The sequence below is a fragment of the Nocardioides sp. 1609 genome, from assembly GCF_004522105.1.
GTDB lineage: Bacteria > Actinomycetota > Actinomycetes > Propionibacteriales > Nocardioidaceae > Nocardioides.
Genome location: NZ_SPUJ01000010.1, coordinates 65,371 through 81,526, shown reverse-complemented (window position 1 = coordinate 81,526; position 16,156 = coordinate 65,371). Strand labels below are relative to the sequence as shown.

At 74.0% G+C, this 16,156-nt stretch carries 16 protein-coding genes; 8 read left to right on the top strand and 8 right to left on the bottom strand.

Annotated elements, in window-relative coordinates:
• Positions 1-141 precede the first annotated feature (141 nt).
• Positions 142-1,071 (top strand): helix-turn-helix domain-containing protein, encoded by a 930-nt coding sequence (locus tag E4623_RS21640; protein WP_134768656.1) that lies wholly within the window; start codon positions 142-144, stop codon positions 1,069-1,071.
• Positions 1,072-1,119: 48 nt separating this feature from the next.
• Here the strand turns inward: E4623_RS21640 and E4623_RS21635 are convergent, their stop codons facing one another.
• Both E4623_RS21635 and E4623_RS21630 read right to left on the bottom strand, forming a co-directional pair.
• A complete protein-coding gene (locus E4623_RS21635) occupies positions 1,120-1,878 on the bottom strand; it encodes a sulfite exporter TauE/SafE family protein (protein WP_134768655.1) in 759 nt (252 codons plus the stop codon).
• A 16-nt stretch (positions 1,879-1,894) separates the two neighbouring features.
• Entirely contained in the window at positions 1,895-2,608 is a 714-nt protein-coding gene (locus tag E4623_RS21630) for a FadR/GntR family transcriptional regulator (RefSeq protein ID WP_134768654.1), read from the bottom strand.
• Between the two features lie 124 nt (positions 2,609-2,732).
• On the opposite strand from E4623_RS21630, the gene E4623_RS21625 reads away from it, so the two are divergent.
• From E4623_RS21625 to E4623_RS21615, 3 genes are read left to right on the top strand one after another with little or no spacing between them, the layout of a single operon-like run.
• Positions 2,733-4,052, top strand: a complete 1,320-nt coding sequence (locus tag E4623_RS21625) for an SLC13 family permease (protein WP_134768653.1) — start codon at positions 2,733-2,735, stop codon at positions 4,050-4,052.
• Between the two features lie 5 nt (positions 4,053-4,057).
• A complete protein-coding gene (locus E4623_RS21620; RefSeq protein ID WP_134768652.1) occupies positions 4,058-5,278 on the top strand; it encodes a CoA transferase in 1,221 nt (406 codons plus the stop codon).
• Positions 5,275-6,711 carry a carboxyl transferase domain-containing protein gene (locus E4623_RS21615; protein WP_134768651.1) on the top strand — a complete coding sequence of 479 codons (1,437 nt, stop codon included), beginning with the start codon at positions 5,275-5,277 and terminating at the stop codon, positions 6,709-6,711. The genes E4623_RS21620 and E4623_RS21615 overlap by 4 nt, the downstream gene beginning before the upstream one ends.
• A gap of 7 nt (positions 6,712-6,718) precedes the next feature.
• Here the strand turns inward: E4623_RS21615 and E4623_RS21610 are convergent, their stop codons facing one another.
• A complete protein-coding gene (locus E4623_RS21610) occupies positions 6,719-7,900 on the bottom strand; it encodes a GAF domain-containing protein (protein ID WP_134768650.1) in 1,182 nt (393 codons plus the stop codon).
• Between the two features lie 127 nt (positions 7,901-8,027).
• On the opposite strand from E4623_RS21610, the gene E4623_RS21605 reads away from it, so the two are divergent.
• Complete coding sequence (locus E4623_RS21605; protein ID WP_134768649.1) at positions 8,028-9,857, top strand: NAD(P)/FAD-dependent oxidoreductase; 1,830 nt, start codon at positions 8,028-8,030, stop codon at positions 9,855-9,857.
• A 28-nt stretch (positions 9,858-9,885) separates the two neighbouring features.
• Here the strand turns inward: E4623_RS21605 and E4623_RS21600 are convergent, their stop codons facing one another.
• Both E4623_RS21600 and E4623_RS21595 read right to left on the bottom strand, forming a co-directional pair.
• Positions 9,886-11,448, bottom strand: a complete 1,563-nt coding sequence (locus E4623_RS21600) for an MXAN_6640 family putative metalloprotease (protein WP_134768648.1) — start codon at positions 11,446-11,448, stop codon at positions 9,886-9,888.
• Positions 11,449-11,532: 84 nt separating this feature from the next.
• Positions 11,533-11,937, bottom strand: a complete 405-nt coding sequence (locus tag E4623_RS21595; RefSeq protein ID WP_134768647.1) for an adenylyltransferase/cytidyltransferase family protein — start codon at positions 11,935-11,937, stop codon at positions 11,533-11,535.
• A gap of 50 nt (positions 11,938-11,987) precedes the next feature.
• On the opposite strand from E4623_RS21595, the gene E4623_RS21590 reads away from it, so the two are divergent.
• Positions 11,988-13,310: a DUF445 domain-containing protein gene (locus E4623_RS21590; RefSeq protein ID WP_134768646.1), complete on the top strand. Its 1,323-nt coding sequence runs from the start codon at positions 11,988-11,990 to the stop codon at positions 13,308-13,310.
• A 4-nt stretch (positions 13,311-13,314) separates the two neighbouring features.
• Positions 13,315-13,560 carry an RNA-binding S4 domain-containing protein gene (locus E4623_RS21585; protein WP_134768645.1) on the top strand — a complete coding sequence of 82 codons (246 nt, stop codon included), beginning with the start codon at positions 13,315-13,317 and terminating at the stop codon, positions 13,558-13,560.
• Between the two features lie 200 nt (positions 13,561-13,760).
• On the opposite strand, the gene E4623_RS21580 is transcribed toward E4623_RS21585, so the two are convergent.
• The 3 genes from E4623_RS21580 to E4623_RS21570 all read right to left on the bottom strand — a co-directional run bounded on the left by E4623_RS21580 (position 13,761) and on the right by E4623_RS21570 (position 15,658).
• A complete protein-coding gene (locus tag E4623_RS21580; RefSeq protein WP_134768644.1) occupies positions 13,761-14,129 on the bottom strand; it encodes an FKBP-type peptidyl-prolyl cis-trans isomerase in 369 nt (122 codons plus the stop codon).
• A gap of 119 nt (positions 14,130-14,248) precedes the next feature.
• Positions 14,249-14,680: a CBS domain-containing protein gene (locus tag E4623_RS21575; RefSeq protein ID WP_134768643.1), complete on the bottom strand. Its 432-nt coding sequence runs from the start codon at positions 14,678-14,680 to the stop codon at positions 14,249-14,251.
• An 84-nt stretch (positions 14,681-14,764) separates the two neighbouring features.
• Positions 14,765-15,658, bottom strand: a complete 894-nt coding sequence (locus E4623_RS21570) for an inositol monophosphatase family protein (protein WP_134768642.1) — start codon at positions 15,656-15,658, stop codon at positions 14,765-14,767.
• A 42-nt stretch (positions 15,659-15,700) separates the two neighbouring features.
• Between E4623_RS21570 and E4623_RS21565 the strand changes: the two genes are divergently transcribed.
• Positions 15,701-16,147 (top strand): DUF2231 domain-containing protein, encoded by a 447-nt coding sequence (locus tag E4623_RS21565; RefSeq protein WP_134768641.1) that lies wholly within the window; start codon positions 15,701-15,703, stop codon positions 16,145-16,147.
• The last annotated feature ends 9 nt before the right edge of the window (positions 16,148-16,156 follow it).

Here is a 16,156-nt window from a genome sequence, read left to right as displayed (position 1 = left end):
ACGGGCCGATCTCGGTGGAGTGGGAGGACGCGGGGATGGACCGGTTGGTGGGGGCTCCGGAGGCGTTGGAGTTCGTGCGTCGGTTGGCCTTCGACCCGCCGTCGGCGGCCTTCGACGCCGCCTTCTCCAGCACTCCCTGAGATGGGCGGCCGGGCGGCGACGACCGACCTGCGGACCCGCCGCGCCGAGCTGCGGCTGTCGACCCGCCACGTCGCGCACGTGGTCGGCGTGCACCCCACGACGGTGCTGCGCTGGGAGCGCGGTGAACGACTGCCGGGCCCGGCCGAGATCACCGGGCTGGCCCGGGTGCTCTCGACCGAGCCCTCGTGGGTCGCGGAGTTCTTCGACGCCCGGCGCCCGGCACCGCCCCCGGCCGAGCGCACCCGCGCCACCGGGCTCCGGGAGCTGCGGCGCCGCGGCGACCTGGCGGCGAGCCGCGTGGCGACCGAGCTCGACGTCCCGGTCTCGACGGTCTTCAACTGGGAGGCCGGGCGGGTCGGGATGCCGCTGACGCTGGTGCCGCGCCTCGCCGAGATCGCGGGCCTCGAGGACGTCCCGCGCTCGGCCCTGGTCGACCTGCTGGTCCGGACGCCGGCGGCCGTGCCCCGGCACCGTGGGCCGCTGCGGGCCGCCCGGCACCGGTGCGGCCTCTCGCAGCGGCTCCTGGCCGAGTCCGTCGGCGTGTCACGTCATCTCGTCGGCTGCTGGGAGGCCGGGCGGGCGCCGCGCTGGATCCACCAGCGGCGCCTCGCCCGGGTCCTCGGGGTCGACGTGGCGACGGTGGCCGGGTGGTACGCCGTCCCGGTGCCCGTGGGCCTGCGCCCCGACGCGTGGGGACCGGGCGAGCTGCCACGCGTGCTGCGCGACCTGAGGGACTGGAGCGGTCTGCGCCAGGCCGACGTCGCCGCCGCGTCCGGGCGGTCGGTGGCCGCGGTCCGTTCCTGGGAGGCCGGCCGCGCCGTGCCAGGACGCGCCCAGCGCGACCTCCTGACGCGCCTGTACCGACTGCCCCCGGGCGCGCTCGACACCGCGGTGCCCCGGCGTCCGACCTCCGACGCCGAGCGGGGCTGAGGGGGCTGAGCGGCCGGTGCCCGCGCCGCTCTGCGACCGCGGGTGCCGTCAGAGGAGCAGCACGAAGGCCAGGATCCCGGCGAGCACGATGAGGGTGCGGAGCAGCGTGGCCGGGAGGTGCCGGCCGATGTGCGCGCCGGCGTAGCCGCCGATCACCGACCCGGCGGCGAGCAGGCCGATGGCCAGCCAGTCGAGGTCGGCGACGACGAGGAAGATCACCGTGGCGACGACGTTGCTCGCCATCACCGCCAGGGTCTTGAGCGCGTTGAGGATGCGCAGCTCGACGTCGGTGCCGAGGCCGAGCACCGCCAGCATCATCACGCCGGACCCGGCGCCGAAGTAGCCGCCGTAGACGCCGGTCGCCGTGCAGAACGCCGTCGTCACCGGCGACGGGTGCGTGCGAGGAGCGGCGTCGGCGCCCTGACGGCTCCGCAGCCAGCGCGAGATCCGGGGCGTCGCACCGACGAGCAGGCAGGTGCCCAGGATCAGCCAGGGCACGACCGCCTCGAAGACCCCGGCCGGCAGGGCCAGCAGCAGCGTCGCGCCGAGCACGGCGCCCGCCGCGCAGGTCACCATGACCACGGCGGTCAGGCGCGGGTGCTCGCGCAGCTCGCGGCGGTAGCCGAAGGAGCCGCTCAGGCCGCCGGGCGTCATCCCGACGGTGTTGCTGGCGTTTGCGACCACGGGGGGCAGGCCGACCGCGACCAGCACCGGGAAGGTCAGCAGCGACGCGACCCCGACGGTCGAGGTCAGGATGCCGCCGCCCAGTCCGGCAGCGAGGACCGCGAGGATCTCCAGCGATGACATGGACGGCGTCGTCGGCCTAGGCCGACTCGGCCTCGGGACGCAGGACGGCGACGTCGCTGACCATCTCGACGTGCTCGTGCATCGCGCGGGCGGCGGCGTCCGGGTCACCGGCCCGGATCGCCTCGGCGATGGCGCCGTGGCCGGCGAGGGACGCGCGTGGCCGGCCGGGCTGCCCGAGCGACTCGATGCGGGTCTCGCGGATGAGGTCGGAGATCTCGGCCATGAGGCGGGCGAGCAGGGGGGAGTGGGCGGCCGTGGTGACGGCGGCGTGGAACCGCTCGTCGCCCTCGACGCCGCGTCCTCCGTTGTCGACGTCGGCGGCCATGAACGCCAGCGCCGCGTCGATGCGGGCGAGGTCCTCGTCGCTGCGGCGCCGGGCGGCCAGGGCGGCGAGCTTGGTCTCGAGCGCGTCGCGGGTCTCGATCACCTCGGGCAGGCGGTCGGCGTGGTCGCGGATCGCCTCGCCGATCCGGGCGTGCCCGGTGGCGGCCTCGGTGACCACGGTGCCGTCGCCGTGGCGCACGACCACGACGCCGATGACCTCGAGCGCGACGAGCGCCTGGCTGAGCGTGGCGCGGCTGACCCCGAGCCGGGTCGCGAGGTCACGCTCGGGGGGCAGTCGGTCGCCGGCGCGCAGCCCGTTGTCGCCGATCCACCGAGTGATCTGCTCGGCGACCTGCTCGTAGAGGCGGACCCGGGCCAGGCGCGCCGGGAACTCGGAGGCGGTCACGCGAGCATCCTAGTTCACACAGGGCTATTGACAAGGAGACTCGGTGACCTATTGGCTAGGCCACTGAGCCGGGTGACCGACATCACGCCGATGTCGGGTCGAGCCGGCCGGATGGAGGAACCTGATGGGACCGGAATGGGTGGCGATCCTCGCCCTGGTCGCCCTGTTCGCGATCGGCACCGTGCTGCCGATCAACATGGGCGCGCTCGGCTACGTGGCGGCCTGGCTCGTCGGCATGTACGCGCTCGACATGACCGAGAAGGAGATCCTCGCCGGGGTCAGTGGTGACCTCATCCTCACGATCATCGGCGTGACGTACCTCTTCGCGATCGCCCGCAACAACGGCACCGTCGACCTCATCGTCGCCAGCGCCGTCAAGGCGGTCGGGGGACGGGTGGTGCTGATCCCGTGGGTGATGTTCGCCGTGACGGCCGTCCTCACCGGCGTCGGTGCGGTCAGCCCGGCGGCGTGCGCGATCATCGGCCCGATCGCGCTCGGCTTCGCCGGCCGCTACGGCATCAGCCCGCTGATGATGGGCATGTTCGTCGTCCACGGCGCGCAGGCCGGCGGCTTCTCGCCGATCAGCATCTACGGCTCGCTGACCAACTCGATCATGGCCGACGAGGGCCTCCCGAACGCCGAGGTCACCATCTTCCTGTCGAGCCTGCTCATCAACCTCGCCCTCGCCGTCGTCCTGTTCGTCGTGCTCGGCGGTCGCAAGCTGATCGGCCTGCGGATCGACCCCGACGACCCCGACACCCTCAGCGAGGACCTCCACCGCGGCGGTGCCGGCGTGACCGCCCGCGGCACCGGCGCCACCGCCACCGGCACCACCCAGGCCCTCGGGATGCGCCTGGACCGCCTGCTGACCCTCGTCGCGTTCGTCGCCGTCGCCGCCATCGCGCTGACCTTCGACAAGAACATCGGCTTCGTCGCGATCACCGCCGCCGTGCTCCTCGCGATGCTCTCGCCCCACGAGCACAAGGACGCGATCAAGCAGGTCGCCTGGCCCACCGTGCTCCTCGTCGCCGGTGTGAGCACCTACGCCGCCATCCTCCAGGCGGCCGGGTCGCCCGAGTTCGTCGGCAACTGGGCCGCCGGCCTCGGCGTGGCCGCCGTCGGCGCCCTCGTCCTCTGCTACGTCGGAGGCGTCGTGTCGGCCTTCGCCTCGTCGACCGCGCTGCTGCCGGTCATCATCCCGATCGGCCTCCCGCTCATCGCCGACGGCGGCATCAGCCCCGCGCTCTTCGTCGCCGCCCTCGCGGTGAGCTCGACGATCGTCGACGTCAGCCCGTTCTCGACCAACGGCGCGCTGATGCTGGCCAACAAGCCCGACTCGATCACCGAGCCCGTCTACTACAAGCAGATCCTCACCTACAGCGTGATCGTGGTCCTCGCCGGACCGCTGCTCGTGTGGGCGATGCTCGTGCTGCCGGGCTGGTGACGACGATGACGACGACGACGGACGACGGTCGCGACGGTCACGGCGGACCGCTGCGGGACGTGCTCGTGGTGGACCTCAGCCGGGCCCTCGCCGGCCCGCACGCCACGATGATGCTCGGGGACCAGGGCGCCCGTGTGATCAAGGTGGAGGCGCCGGGCAGCGGTGACGACACCCGCGGGTGGGGGCCGCCGTTCGTCGGGGAGCCCGGCGCGCGGGAGTCGACGTACTTCCTCTCGGCCAACCGCAACAAGGAGTCGATCACCCTCGACCTCAAGGACGACGCCGACCGCGACCTGCTGCTCCGGCTCGTCGACCGGGCCGACGTGCTCGTCGAGAACTTCCGCACCGGCGTCCTCGAGCGCCTGGGCCTCGGCATCGACGACCTGACCCGGCGCAACCCGAGGCTGGTCGTGCTGTCGATCACCGGCTTCGGGCACGACGGACCCGAGGGGGGTCGGGCCGGCTACGACCAGATCGCCCAGGGCGAGGCCGGCCTGATGTCGCTCACCGGCTCCTCGCCCGCCGACCCGCAGCGGGTCGGCACGCCGATCGCCGACCTGCTCGCCGGGATGTACGGCGCCTACGGCGTCCTGGCCGCCCTGCACGAGCGCGCACGCACCGGCCGCGGGCAGGTCGTCCGGACGTCGCTGCTCGCCGCGGTGGTCGGCGTCCACGCCTTCCAGGGCACCCGGTGGACCGTCGCCGGCGAGGTCGGCCGGGCCCAGGGCAACCACCACCCGTCGATCTCGCCGTACGGGCTGTTCCGCTGCCGCGACGGCGCCGTCCAGATCGCGCTGGGGAGCGAGGGGCTGTGGAAGCGCTTCTGCGCCGGCTTCGACCTCGATCCGGACGCCGACGGCGTGGCGACGAACCCCGAGCGCGCCGCGGCGCGCGAGCGCGTCGTCGAGCTCGTCGAGTCGGTCTTCGCCGACTGGGACGCCGAGCCCCTCCTCGTCCGGCTGGCCGAGATCGGCGTGCCGGCCGGGAAGGTCCGCGGCCTCGACGAGGTCTACGAGTGGGACCAGACCCGCAGCCAGGGGCTGCTCGTCGACGTCGAGCACGCCGGCCTCGGCCCGATCACGCTGCCCGGCCCGCCGCTGCGGTTCTTCGCCGGGTCCGAGGGGGAGGACGCCGGGCCGGAGACGACCCGTCGCGAGCACGCCGCCCCGCCGGTGCTCGACCAGCACGGCGCCGCCATCCGGGCCTGGCTCGACGGGGCGTCGTGAGCACCTCGACCCGGCACCGCTGGAGTGCCCGGGAGCTGCTCGAGCTGGTGCTCGACGACGGGTCCTACGAGTCCTGGGACGAGCCGATCGACATCTCGGGCCACCCGCCCGCCTACCAGGACGCGCTGCGGGCGGCGGCGCTCAAGGCGGGCACCGACGAGTCGGTCGTCACCGGCCGCGCCCGGATGCGCGGGCGCCCGGTGGCCGTGGTGGTCAACGAGTTCGGCTTCCTCGCCGGCTCGATCGGCCGGGCCGCGGCCCACCGCATCACCGCCGCGGTCCGCCGGGCGACGGCCGAGGGTCTGCCGCTGCTCGCCACCACCGCGTCCGGCGGGACCCGGATGCAGGAGGGCACGCCGGCGTTCGTCGAGATGGCCTCGATCTCGCGGGCGATCATGGAGCACCGGGCGGCGGGCCTGCCCTACCTCGTCTACCTGCGCCACCCCACGACCGGCGGCGTGTACGCCTCGTGGGGCTCGCTCGCCCACGTCACCGTCGCCGAGCCCGGGGCGCTGGTCGGCTTCCTCGGGCCGAAGGTCTACCAGGCGCTGCGCGGCGAGCCGTTCCCGCCCGACGTCCAGACGGCGGAGAACCTGGCCGACAAGGGCGTCATCGACGCCGTCGTGCGTCCCGAGGACCTCCCGGCCCTGGTCGACCTGGCCCTCGGCGTCCTCGTCGACCCCGCCCGGCCCCCCGAGCTGCCCCGCCGGACGGGTGCGCCCGCGGCCGGGGGCAGCGCGTGGAGCTCGATCCAACGCACCCGCGAGCCCGGTCGCGCCGGCGTCCGCGACCTCATCCGGTACGGCGCCGCGGGGACCGTGCGGCTGCGCGGGACCGACGAGGGGGAGCGCGACCACGCCGTGCTGGTGGCCCTCACCCGGCTCGACGGGCAGCCGTGCGTCGTGGTGGGGCAGGACCGCGAGCGGCAGGGCGACTCGACCCCGATGGGTCCCGGGGCGCTGCGCGAGGCGCGCCGCGCGATGCGGCTCGCCGACGAGCTGCGGCTGCCGCTGGTCACGGTGATCGACACGCCGGGCGCCGAGCTGTCCGCGGCCGCCGAGGAGCGGGCGATCGCCGGCGAGATCGCCCGCTGCATCGCGACGCTCACCACGATGACCGTGCCGACGGTGTCGGTGATCCTCGGGCAGGGCTGCGGCGGCGGAGCCCTGGCGCTGCTGCCCGCTGCGACCGTGGTGGCCACCGAGCACGCGTGGCTCTCCCCGCTGCCCCCCGAGGGCGCGAGCGTGATCGTGCACGGCGACGTCGAGCACGCCGCCGAGATGGCCACCGTGCAGCGGGTCCGCGCCACCGAGCTCGCCGAGCTGGGCGTGGTCGACGAGATCGTCGCGGAGCCGGACGGCGACACCGCTGCCGACCTGGCCCGCGCCGTGTCCGCCGCGGTCGCGCGCGTGCTCGCGGCGGGCGGCGGGTAGCCGGTCGCTACGGGCCGGCGCCCACGACCTCGAGCCGGACGCCGTCGGCCAGCCGGTAGGGCCCGGTCGCGACCAGCGCCCCGACCGCGCGCCGCAGCCGGGACACCTCCGCCCGGGCGGTGACGACGTGCTCGGCGTCGCCGTGCACCAGGACGCTCAGCGCGGACGCGTCGAGCCCGAGCGGACCGGCAGCGGCCAGGTGCGCGAGGATCTGCGCGTGCCGGCGGGTGAGCGTGGCGCGCCACGAGCGGTCGCCCGCGACGACGTCCAGGACGCCGTCCGGGTGCAACCGGGCGCTCACGCGCACGGAGCCGCCGCTCGGGCGCACCAGCCAGCCGCGGCCGAGCCGCTCGGGGACGCAGAGCCCGAGGCCCGGGACGGCGACCGGCCGGTCGGGACTCGGAGCCTCGATCCGGTCGCGGGCCGCGAGCCCCTCGTGGTGGGCCACCCAGCCGTGGTCGTCGACCACGAGCAGCGGCCCGCTTCCCACCAGCGGCGCCGCCTCGCGCCGGAGCCGGTCGAGGCCGTCGAGGTGGTGGCGGTGGAGCGCGCCCTCGGCGAGGCGCACCGCGCTCTCGACGAGCGAGCCCAGCGCCGGGTGCAGCGTGAGGGCCGGGCCGCTCACGTCGACCACACCGAGGAGCTCGCCGGTGCGGGGGTCGTGGAGGGGATGGGCGGTGCAGTACCAGGGGACCTGCTGCTGCTCGAAGTGCTCGGCGGAGAACAGCTGCACCGGGGCCGCCTCGGCCAGCGCCGTGCCGATCGCGTTCGTGCCGACCCGCTGCTCGGTCCACGTGGCGCCCTCCGCGAAGCCCAGCGAGTCGGCCTGCAGGCGGACCCGGGCCGACCCCTCGCGCCACAGGATGACGCCGTCGGCGTCGCAGACCACCACGAGGAACATCGAGGCGTCGGCCACGCTGGTCAGCACCCGGCGGAGCTCCTCGACGACCAGCGCGAGCGGCGAGGCGCGCCGTCGCCGTTCGACGTCGTCGGCGGGCAGGGGGTCGCGCAGGTTGGCACGGTCGGGGTCGAGCCCCAGGGCCAGCACCCGCGACCACGAGCGGGCGACCACCGGTCGCGGCCGCGCGTCCGGCCGGCTGCCGGCGAGGACGGCGTCGTGGACCCGCTGCAGCTCGCGGGCGCGCACCGAGAGGTCGGTCCCGGGCTCGATGGCGCCGTACGCCGTCATGCGACCTCCTGTGGTGCTCGTCACACCAGTGTGCACCCGGAAGGTTGCGGTGGCGTTGGCCGGCGACCGGCGTTGCAATCGCCTGCAACGCTGTCCGGGCCGCCGGCGGCGGTGTGTGCTGGCCCACATGACGCAGACGATCGATGCCGCCAGCACGACCCGGACGCCCGACGAGCGCGCCACGGCCTGGTTCTCCTCGTTCGAGGCCGCCCTCCGCGGGCGGGACGTCGCCGCGGCGGCCGACCACTTCGCCACCACGAGCTTCTGGCGCGACCTGGTCGCCTTCACCTGGAACATCTCCACCGTCGAGGACCGCGACGGCGTCGCGGCGCGCCTCGGCGAGACCCTCGACCGCACGGACCCGAGGGACTTCGTGCTCGCCGAGCCGGCCGACGAGGGCGACGGCGTGCTGACCGCGTGGTTCGACTTCGAGACCGCGGTCGGCCGCGGCCGCGGGCTGGTCCGGCTGCGCGAGGAGGACGGCCGGGACCGCGCGTGGACCTTCCTCACGACCCTGTACGAGCTCCGGGGCCACGAGGAGCCGCGCGGGACCCGGCGTCCGCCCGGCGCCGTGCACGGCGCGACCAAGGACCGGACGACGTGGCTCGAGCGCCGCCAGGACGAGGCGGAGTCGCTCGGGTCGACCGAGCAGCCCTACGTCCTCGTGCTCGGCGGGGGGCAGGGCGGCATCGCCCTCGGTGCGCGGCTGCGCCAGCTCGGCGTCCCGAGCCTCGTGATCGACAAGCACCCGCGCCCCGGTGACCAGTGGCGCAACCGCTACAAGAGCCTCTGCCTGCACGACCCGGTCTGGTACGACCACCTGCCGTACCTGAAGTTCCCCGACAACTGGCCGGTCTTCACGCCCAAGGACAAGGTGGGCGACTGGCTGGAGTCCTACGTGAAGGTGATGGAGGTGCCGTACTGGTCCTCCACGACCGCCACGTCGGCCACCTGGTCGGACGAGACGCAGGAGTGGACCGTCGAGGTGGAGCGCGAGGGCCGGCCGCTCACGCTGCGCCCGAAGCAGCTGGTGCTCGCAACCGGGATGTCCGGCAAGCCGAACGTGCCCGAGCTGCCGGGCCAGGACGTGTTCCGCGGCGACCAGCACCACTCCTCGGCCCATCCCGGGCCCGACGCCTACCGGGGCAAGCGGTGCGTGGTGGTCGGCAGCAACAACAGCGCCTTCGACATCTGCGGCGCGCTCTGGGAGAGCGACGCGGACGTCACGATGGTGCAGCGCTCCTCGACCCACATCGTCAAGAGCGACTCACTCATGGAGCACGGCCTCGGCGACCTCTACTCGGAGCGCGCCCTGGCCGCTGGCGTCACGACCGAGAAGGCCGACCTGATCTTCGCCTCGCTCCCGTACCGGATCATGCACGAGTTCCAGATCCCGGCGTACGAGGCGATGGCCGCGAAGGACGCCGACTTCTACGCCCGGCTCGAGGCCTCCGGCTTCCGGCACGACTGGGGCGACGACGGCTCGGGGCTGTTCATGAAGTACCTGCGTCGCGGCTCCGGCTACTACATCGACGTCGGCGCTGCCGACCTCGTCGCCGACGGCGACGTGAAGCTCGCCCACGGCCAGGTCAGCCACCTCACCGAGGACGCCGTCGTGCTCGAGGACGGGACCGAGCTGCCGGCCGACCTGGTCGTCTACGCGACCGGCTACGGGTCGATGAACGGCTGGGCCGCCGACCTGATCAGCCAGGACGTCGCCGACACCGTGGGCAAGTGCTGGGGCCTCGGCTCCGACACCACGAAGGACCCCGGTCCGTGGGAGGGCGAGCAGCGCAACATGTGGAAGCCCACGCAGCAGGACGGCCTCTGGTTCCACGGCGGCAACCTGCACCAGTCGCGGCACTACTCGCTCTACCTGGCGCTGCAGCTCAAGGCCCGGCAGGTCGGCCTCGACACCCCGGTCGCGGAGCTGCAGGAGGTCCACCACCTGGCCTGAGTCGCGGCCCCCGCGGCAGGCGGCGGCCTCAGCGCCGCACGGCCACGGCGGTCACCCGGAACCGCGCCCGGTCGTCGAGGGGCGAGCCCTGGCAGGCGAGCGACGTGCCGGTGTCGCAGGTGACCCGGGTCGAGGCGTTGGCCAGGGTGATCGTCACCGTGCGCACCGCACGCCGGCCGAACACGGCGCGCACCCGGCCGGCTCCGGTGCGGTCCAGCCGGACCGGTCGCCGCTGCACGGAGCCGTCGGCACGCTCGACGGTGAGGTACGCCGCGGGCGACCGGACGCCGTCCGGCCCGTCGATCCGGACCTGCAGCCGCCACCCCCGGGCCAGCGACCGGCCGGGGCGCAGCCGGACCGAGCGCGAGCTGAGGTGGTCGATGCGGGGCGCCAGGCGCACGCGTGGTCGTGCGGCCGTCACCCGGCGGGCCGTGACCGGCGCCGCGGGGTAGGCGCGTCCCTCGGGGTAGGTGCGCCCCGGCATGGTGTTGCCGGCGGCGTACGCCGCGAACCTGCGGCGCAGGCCGCCGTGGTCGGCCAGCACCCGGCGCAGGGCCTGGGTGGAGTACTCGTCCGGCATCCGGCCGCCCGTGCCGGCGCGCCACCAGACGTCGCGGACGACGTCCGGGCCGAGCCGGGCGGCGAGGAACTCCCAGAACGTCCAGTTGCCGTAGTGGGCGTAGCCGCTCGGCTCGTAGAGGTCGAGCGAGGTGCCAGGCCGGCCGAGCTGGCCGTAGGGCAGGTAGATCCGGTTGTCGTCGACCCGGGCGGCGAAGCGGCCCTCGATCCAGGTCGCCGTCGACTCGAGCAGCCACGGGTCCTCGCCGAAGTCGTAGGCGAACTGGATCGCGTGGAAGAACTCGTGGGCCGCGGTGACGCGCAGCGTCTCGAGCGGTCGTCGTCCGAACTGCTCGCGGGCGAAGTCGTTGTCGAGCACGCAGAAGCCGCTGGCCTGCTCGGCCTGGCCGGGCACCTTCCGCTCGGGCGCGCAGTAGCCGTAGACGCCCTTGCCGCCGAGGTCCTTGAGGTAGACGTCGAACAGGGCGTTGCCGCCGCGGCGACCGTCCGGGGCCGGCGCGCGGTAGCCGAGCGTGCGCACGTGGTGCTTCCAGACCTTGCCCATCACGCGCAGCGTCGTGTCGACCCACGCGTCGCTCGCGCGGTCCTCGGTCCGGGTCACCCAGTGCACGCAGACCTTCGTGCCGCAGCGCTGGCGCTGGCGTGCGGAGTAGCCGTCGGCGTACGGGTCCTGGTCGCCGTCGGTCGGCCGGGCGAGCAGCCCGCCCGCGAACCGCTCGCCGATCTCGCCGAGCCGGGCCCGGGCGAGGAACAGGTCGCGCAGGGCCAGCGTCGCGTCGGGACGGCGGTCCCCGCGAGCGGCGCGGCCGCCGTAGAGCGCGTCGGTGGCGCGGACCAGCACGGCGGTGCCGGGGTCGGCCGCCGGGTCGGCTGCCGGGTCGGCTGCGGGGGCGGACGCGACGACGGTCGCGCCGGTGCCGCCGGGCGACGCCGAGGACGGCGGCGCGGCGAGCGTGGTCGCCAGGGTCGCGACGACGAGTGCGAGCGCGGCGGAGGAGGGACGGTGACGCATCAAGGGGAAGGCTCCGAGTCGGTGGGGGAAGGTCCCGGTCGGGTGCGGGTCGGGCAGGTCGGGCAGGTCGGGCAGGTGGTGCGGTCAGCTGCCGGCGGAGATCTTCTCGATCAGCGCCGTGGTGGAGATGGCGGGTGTGCGCGGGAGGTAGACGACCTCGCAGATGTCCTCGAACTCGTCGAAGCGTCCGGCCCAGTCGTCGCCCATCACCAGGACGTCGGCGGCGTGCTCGGTGATGTAGTGCCGCTTGAGCTCGAGGCTCTCCTCCACGAACACCTCGTCGACCGGCTTGAGCGCGGCCACGATCGCCAGCCGCTCGGCCTGGCTGAAGACGGGCGCGCGGCCCTTCTTGCGCAGGTTCAGCTCGTCGGCGGAGACCCCGACGACCAGGCGGTCACCGAGCGCGGCGGCCCGCTCGATGACGCGCAGGTGACCGACGTGGAAGACGTCGAACGTGCCGAAGGTGATGACGGTGCGGCTCTCGGGCATGAGGGCAAGCCTCCCACGGCGGACGCCCAGGACTGCGCAAGGATGGGCCGATGCCGACCACTGCTTTCCGGGGCGACGCCCCCGGCCCCGCGCCCGGGACGCCGCCCCGGACCGCGGCGGTGCCCGCGCTCGCCGCCGACCCGGCGGCCGACGCCCTCCGCCTGCGGGCGCTGCGCCGGATGCGGGCGGTGGCCCTGTCGCTGCTCGTCCTCGCCGCCGTCGTCTACGCGGCGACGCTCGACCGGGACGGCTTCCTCGGCTTCGTCAACGCCGGCGCCGAGGCCTCGATGGTCGGTGCCATCGCCGACTGGTTCGCCGTGACGGCCCTGTTCCGCCACCCGCTCGGCCTGCCCATCCCGCACACCGCGCTGATCCCGCGCCGCAAGGACGACCTCGGGCGCGGTCTCGAGGACTTCGTCGGCGAGAACTTCCTCCAGGAGGGGATCATCCGTGACCGGATCGGCGCCGCCGGCGTGTCGGCGCGGCTGGGGGAGTGGCTCGGCGAGGAGGCCAACGCGCAGCGTGTGGTCGACGAGGTCGCGGAGGTCGCCTCGATCGCGCTCGGGAAGGTGCGCGACGAGCACGTCGAGGCCCTGGTGACCGAGGCGCTCGTGCCGCGGTTCCGTGACGAGCCGATCGCCCCGCTGCTCGGTGGGCTGCTGGGGGAGGCGGTGCGCGACGACGTCCACCACGGCCTGGTCGACCTGCTCTTCACCGAGCTGCACGACTGGCTGCGGGAGAACCCCGGCACCGTCCAGGCGGTCATCGAGGAGCGCGCGCCGTGGTGGGCTCCCGACAGCCTCAACGAGAAGGTGTCGGCCCGCGCGCACGTCGAGATGGTGAAGTGGGTCGGCGACATCCGCTCCGACCCGGACCACCGGGCCCGGAGGGCGCTCGACTCGATGCTCGCCCAGCTGGCCACCGACCTGCTCGAGGACCCCTCGACCCAGGAGCGGGCCGAGCGGCTCAAGACCCGGCTGCTCGAGCACCCGGCCGTCGTCACCTCGGGGATCTCGCTGTGGAAGGCGTTGCAGCGCGCGCTGCGGACCTCGCTCGCCGATCCCGACGGGGCGGTCCGCACCCGCCTGCTGACCGAGGTCTCCGCCTTCTCGGCCCGGCTCGGCGAGGACGCCGCCCTGCGCCGCCGTCTCGACGGGCTGGCCGCCGACGCGGTCGTGTTCGTCGTCGAGCGCTACGGCCGCGACCTCACCGCCGTCATCACCCACACCATCGAGCAGTGGGACGGTCGGGAGGCCGCGAAGAAGATCGAGCTGCACGTCGGTCGCGACCTGCAGTTCATCCGGATCAACGGCACGATCGTCGGTGGACTGGTGGGGGTGCTCATCCACACGATCGCGGTGGTGATTCACTGATCCCATGGCAGACCCCGTGCACGTGGCGATCGAGGACGAGTCGATCAAGCTGGGCCAGTTCTTGAAGCTCGCCAATCTCGTCGAGTCCGGATCCGAGGCCAAGCACCTGCTGGCCGCCGGCCAGGTCAAGGTCAACGGCGCCGCCGAGACCCGGCGCGGGCGTCAGCTCGTCAACGGCGACCTCGTCTCGGTCGCGGCGCAGTCGGCCCGCGTGAGCGACGGCAGCACCCCCGACGACTTCCCCTGGTGAGAAGCGCCCGCGAGGGCTGAGCACTCGAGCGAGCCTGCGAGCGCGGGTGGCTCGGACCGGTCACGCGACGATCGGCCCGCCGAGGCCGGACCGGCCGCGCTCGGCTGCCGGCGCCGACGGCACTCGCCGACGGCACGGGCGACGTCCACGGACGAGCTCGCAGCTCGCGAGGCCGGCGGACGTCGCCCGGGTCGGCTCGCTCAGCGGACCTCGAGGAGGTCGACCACGAAGATGAGGGTCTCGCCGGGCTTGATGACGCCGCCGGCGCCGCGGTCGCCGTAGCCGAGGTGCGGCGGGATGACGAGCTGGCGGCGTCCGCCCACCTTCATGCCCTGCACGCCCTGGTCCCAGCCCGAGATGACCTGGCCGATGCCGAGACGGAACTGGAGCGGCTCGCCGCGGTTGTAGGAGGCGTCGAACTCCTCGCCGGTGGAGTGCGCGACGCCGACGTAGTGCACCTTGACGGTCTGTCCGGCGGCGGCCTCGGGGCCGTCGCCCTCGACGACGTCGGTGACGACCAGGTCGGCGGGCGTTTCGAAGTCGGGGAAGTCGATCTCGGGCTTGTCCATGGATCCAGCGTAGAGGGCCGTTCCGCAGGGGTCGCACACGGATCCGGGGTCCCCGGGCTCGGCAGCCGCTCGTGCCCGCCGGTCCGGCCGAGGGGCCGGGAGGACGCGACCCGGACGGGTCAGGACTGGTGCACGTAGGAGTCGAGCTGGTCGCGCTCGAACTGCAGCTGGCCGATCTTGTGCTTGACGACGTCGCCGATCGAGACGATGCCGATGAGCGTGCCGCAGTCGACCACCGGGACGTGCCGGAACCGCCGCGACGTCATGATCGTCATGACCTGGTCGAGGTCGTCGTCGGGCCCGCACGTCTCGACCGCCGACGTCATGATGGCCGCGACCGTGTTGTTGACGACCGTGCCGTCGGCGTGGAGGTGGCGGACGACGTCGCGCTCGCTCACGATGCCGTCGAGCGACGTCCCGTCGGTGCTGACGACGAGGGCCCCGATGTTGTGCTCGGCGAGGAGGGCGATGAGCTCGCGCACCCCCGCCTGCGGGGTGATGGTGACGATGTCGTGACTCGCCTTGGCCTCGAGGATCTCGCCGATGCGCATGCGCCGAACGTAACCGCCACGAGCGCTGGTGACCAGGGTCACATCCACCGGTCGGTCAGGCCAGGGACCTTCCGGACGTCGCGGTCAGTCGACCGGCTCGTCGGGGGCGCGAACCCGCCGCGACCACAGGTCGCTGACGCTGCCGGGTCCGGACGACGGCCAGTCGGCGTCGCCGTCGTGGTTGTCGGGCAACCCGCCGAGGAACGACAGCGCCGCCTCGTGCAGGTGCCCGTTGGAGGCCAGGACGTTGCGGCCCCACGGGCCGTCGGAGCCGTCGAGCGAGGTGAACCGGCCCCCGGCCTCCCGGACGATGATGTCGAGCGCGGCCATGTCGTAGACCTCGAGCTCGGGCTCGGCGGCGAGGTCGACGGCACCCTCGGCGAGGAGCATGTAGGACCAGAAGTCGCCGTAGGCGCGGGTGCGCCAGCAGCGCCGCGCGAGCGACATGAAGTCGTCGAGCCGGCCGCGCTCCTCCCAGCCGTGGAACGACGCGTACGACAAGGAGGCGTCCTCGAGCCGCCGGACGTCGGACACCTGCATCGCGGTGGCCTTCAGCAGGGACCGGCCGGTGTAGGCGCCCCCGCCCTTCGAGGCCCACCAGCGCCGCTGGAGCTGCGGTGCCGAGACGACGCCGAGCACGACCTCGTCGTCGACGGCCAGGGCGATCAGCGTGGCCCAGACGGGGACGCCGCGCACGAAGTTCTTGGTGCCGTCGATCGGGTCGACGATCCAGCGGCGCTGCGAGTTGCCGCTGGTGCCCTGCTCCTCGCCCGTGATCGCGTCGCGGGAGCGCACCCGCGACAGCGTCCGCCGGATGCCCTCCTCGACGGCCTGGTCGGCGTCGGTGACCGGGGAGAGGTCCGGCTTGCTCATCACGTGCAGGTCGAGCGCCTTGAACCGGGCGCTGGTCAGCGAGTCGGCGTCGTCGGCCAGCACGTGGGCCAGCCGGAGGTCGTCGGTGTAATCGGGGTGCGCCACGCGGCTCACCCTATTCTCATCCGTCTGGTTTAACGTTCATCCATGGAGATCAACGGCCTTCCGCTGCACCCCCTCGTGGTCCACGCCGCGGTCGTCTTCGGCCCGCTCGCGGCGCTCTCGGCGCTCGCCTACCTCGTGCCGGCCTGGCGCGACCGGCTGCGGTGGCCCACCGTCGTCCTGGTGCTCCTCGCCTTCGTCTCCATCTGGGCGGCCTTCCTGAGCGGCGAGAGCTTCCGTGACGACCCCCGCTTCGACGCGGCCGCCGGGGTGTTCCTCGAGCGGCTCGAGCACCACGAGGAGGTCGCGGAGACCTTGCGCCTCGTCATCACGGGGTTCACGGTCGTCACCCTCGCGGCGGCCTTCCTGCACGAGCGCAAGGGTCCGCTGCGGATCCTGCTCGGCGTGCTCGTCGCGGCCGGCGCGATCGGCACGATCGTCTACGTCGTCATGACCGGTGACGCCGGCTCGCAGGCGGTCTACGGCCAGTAGGGCCTGGAA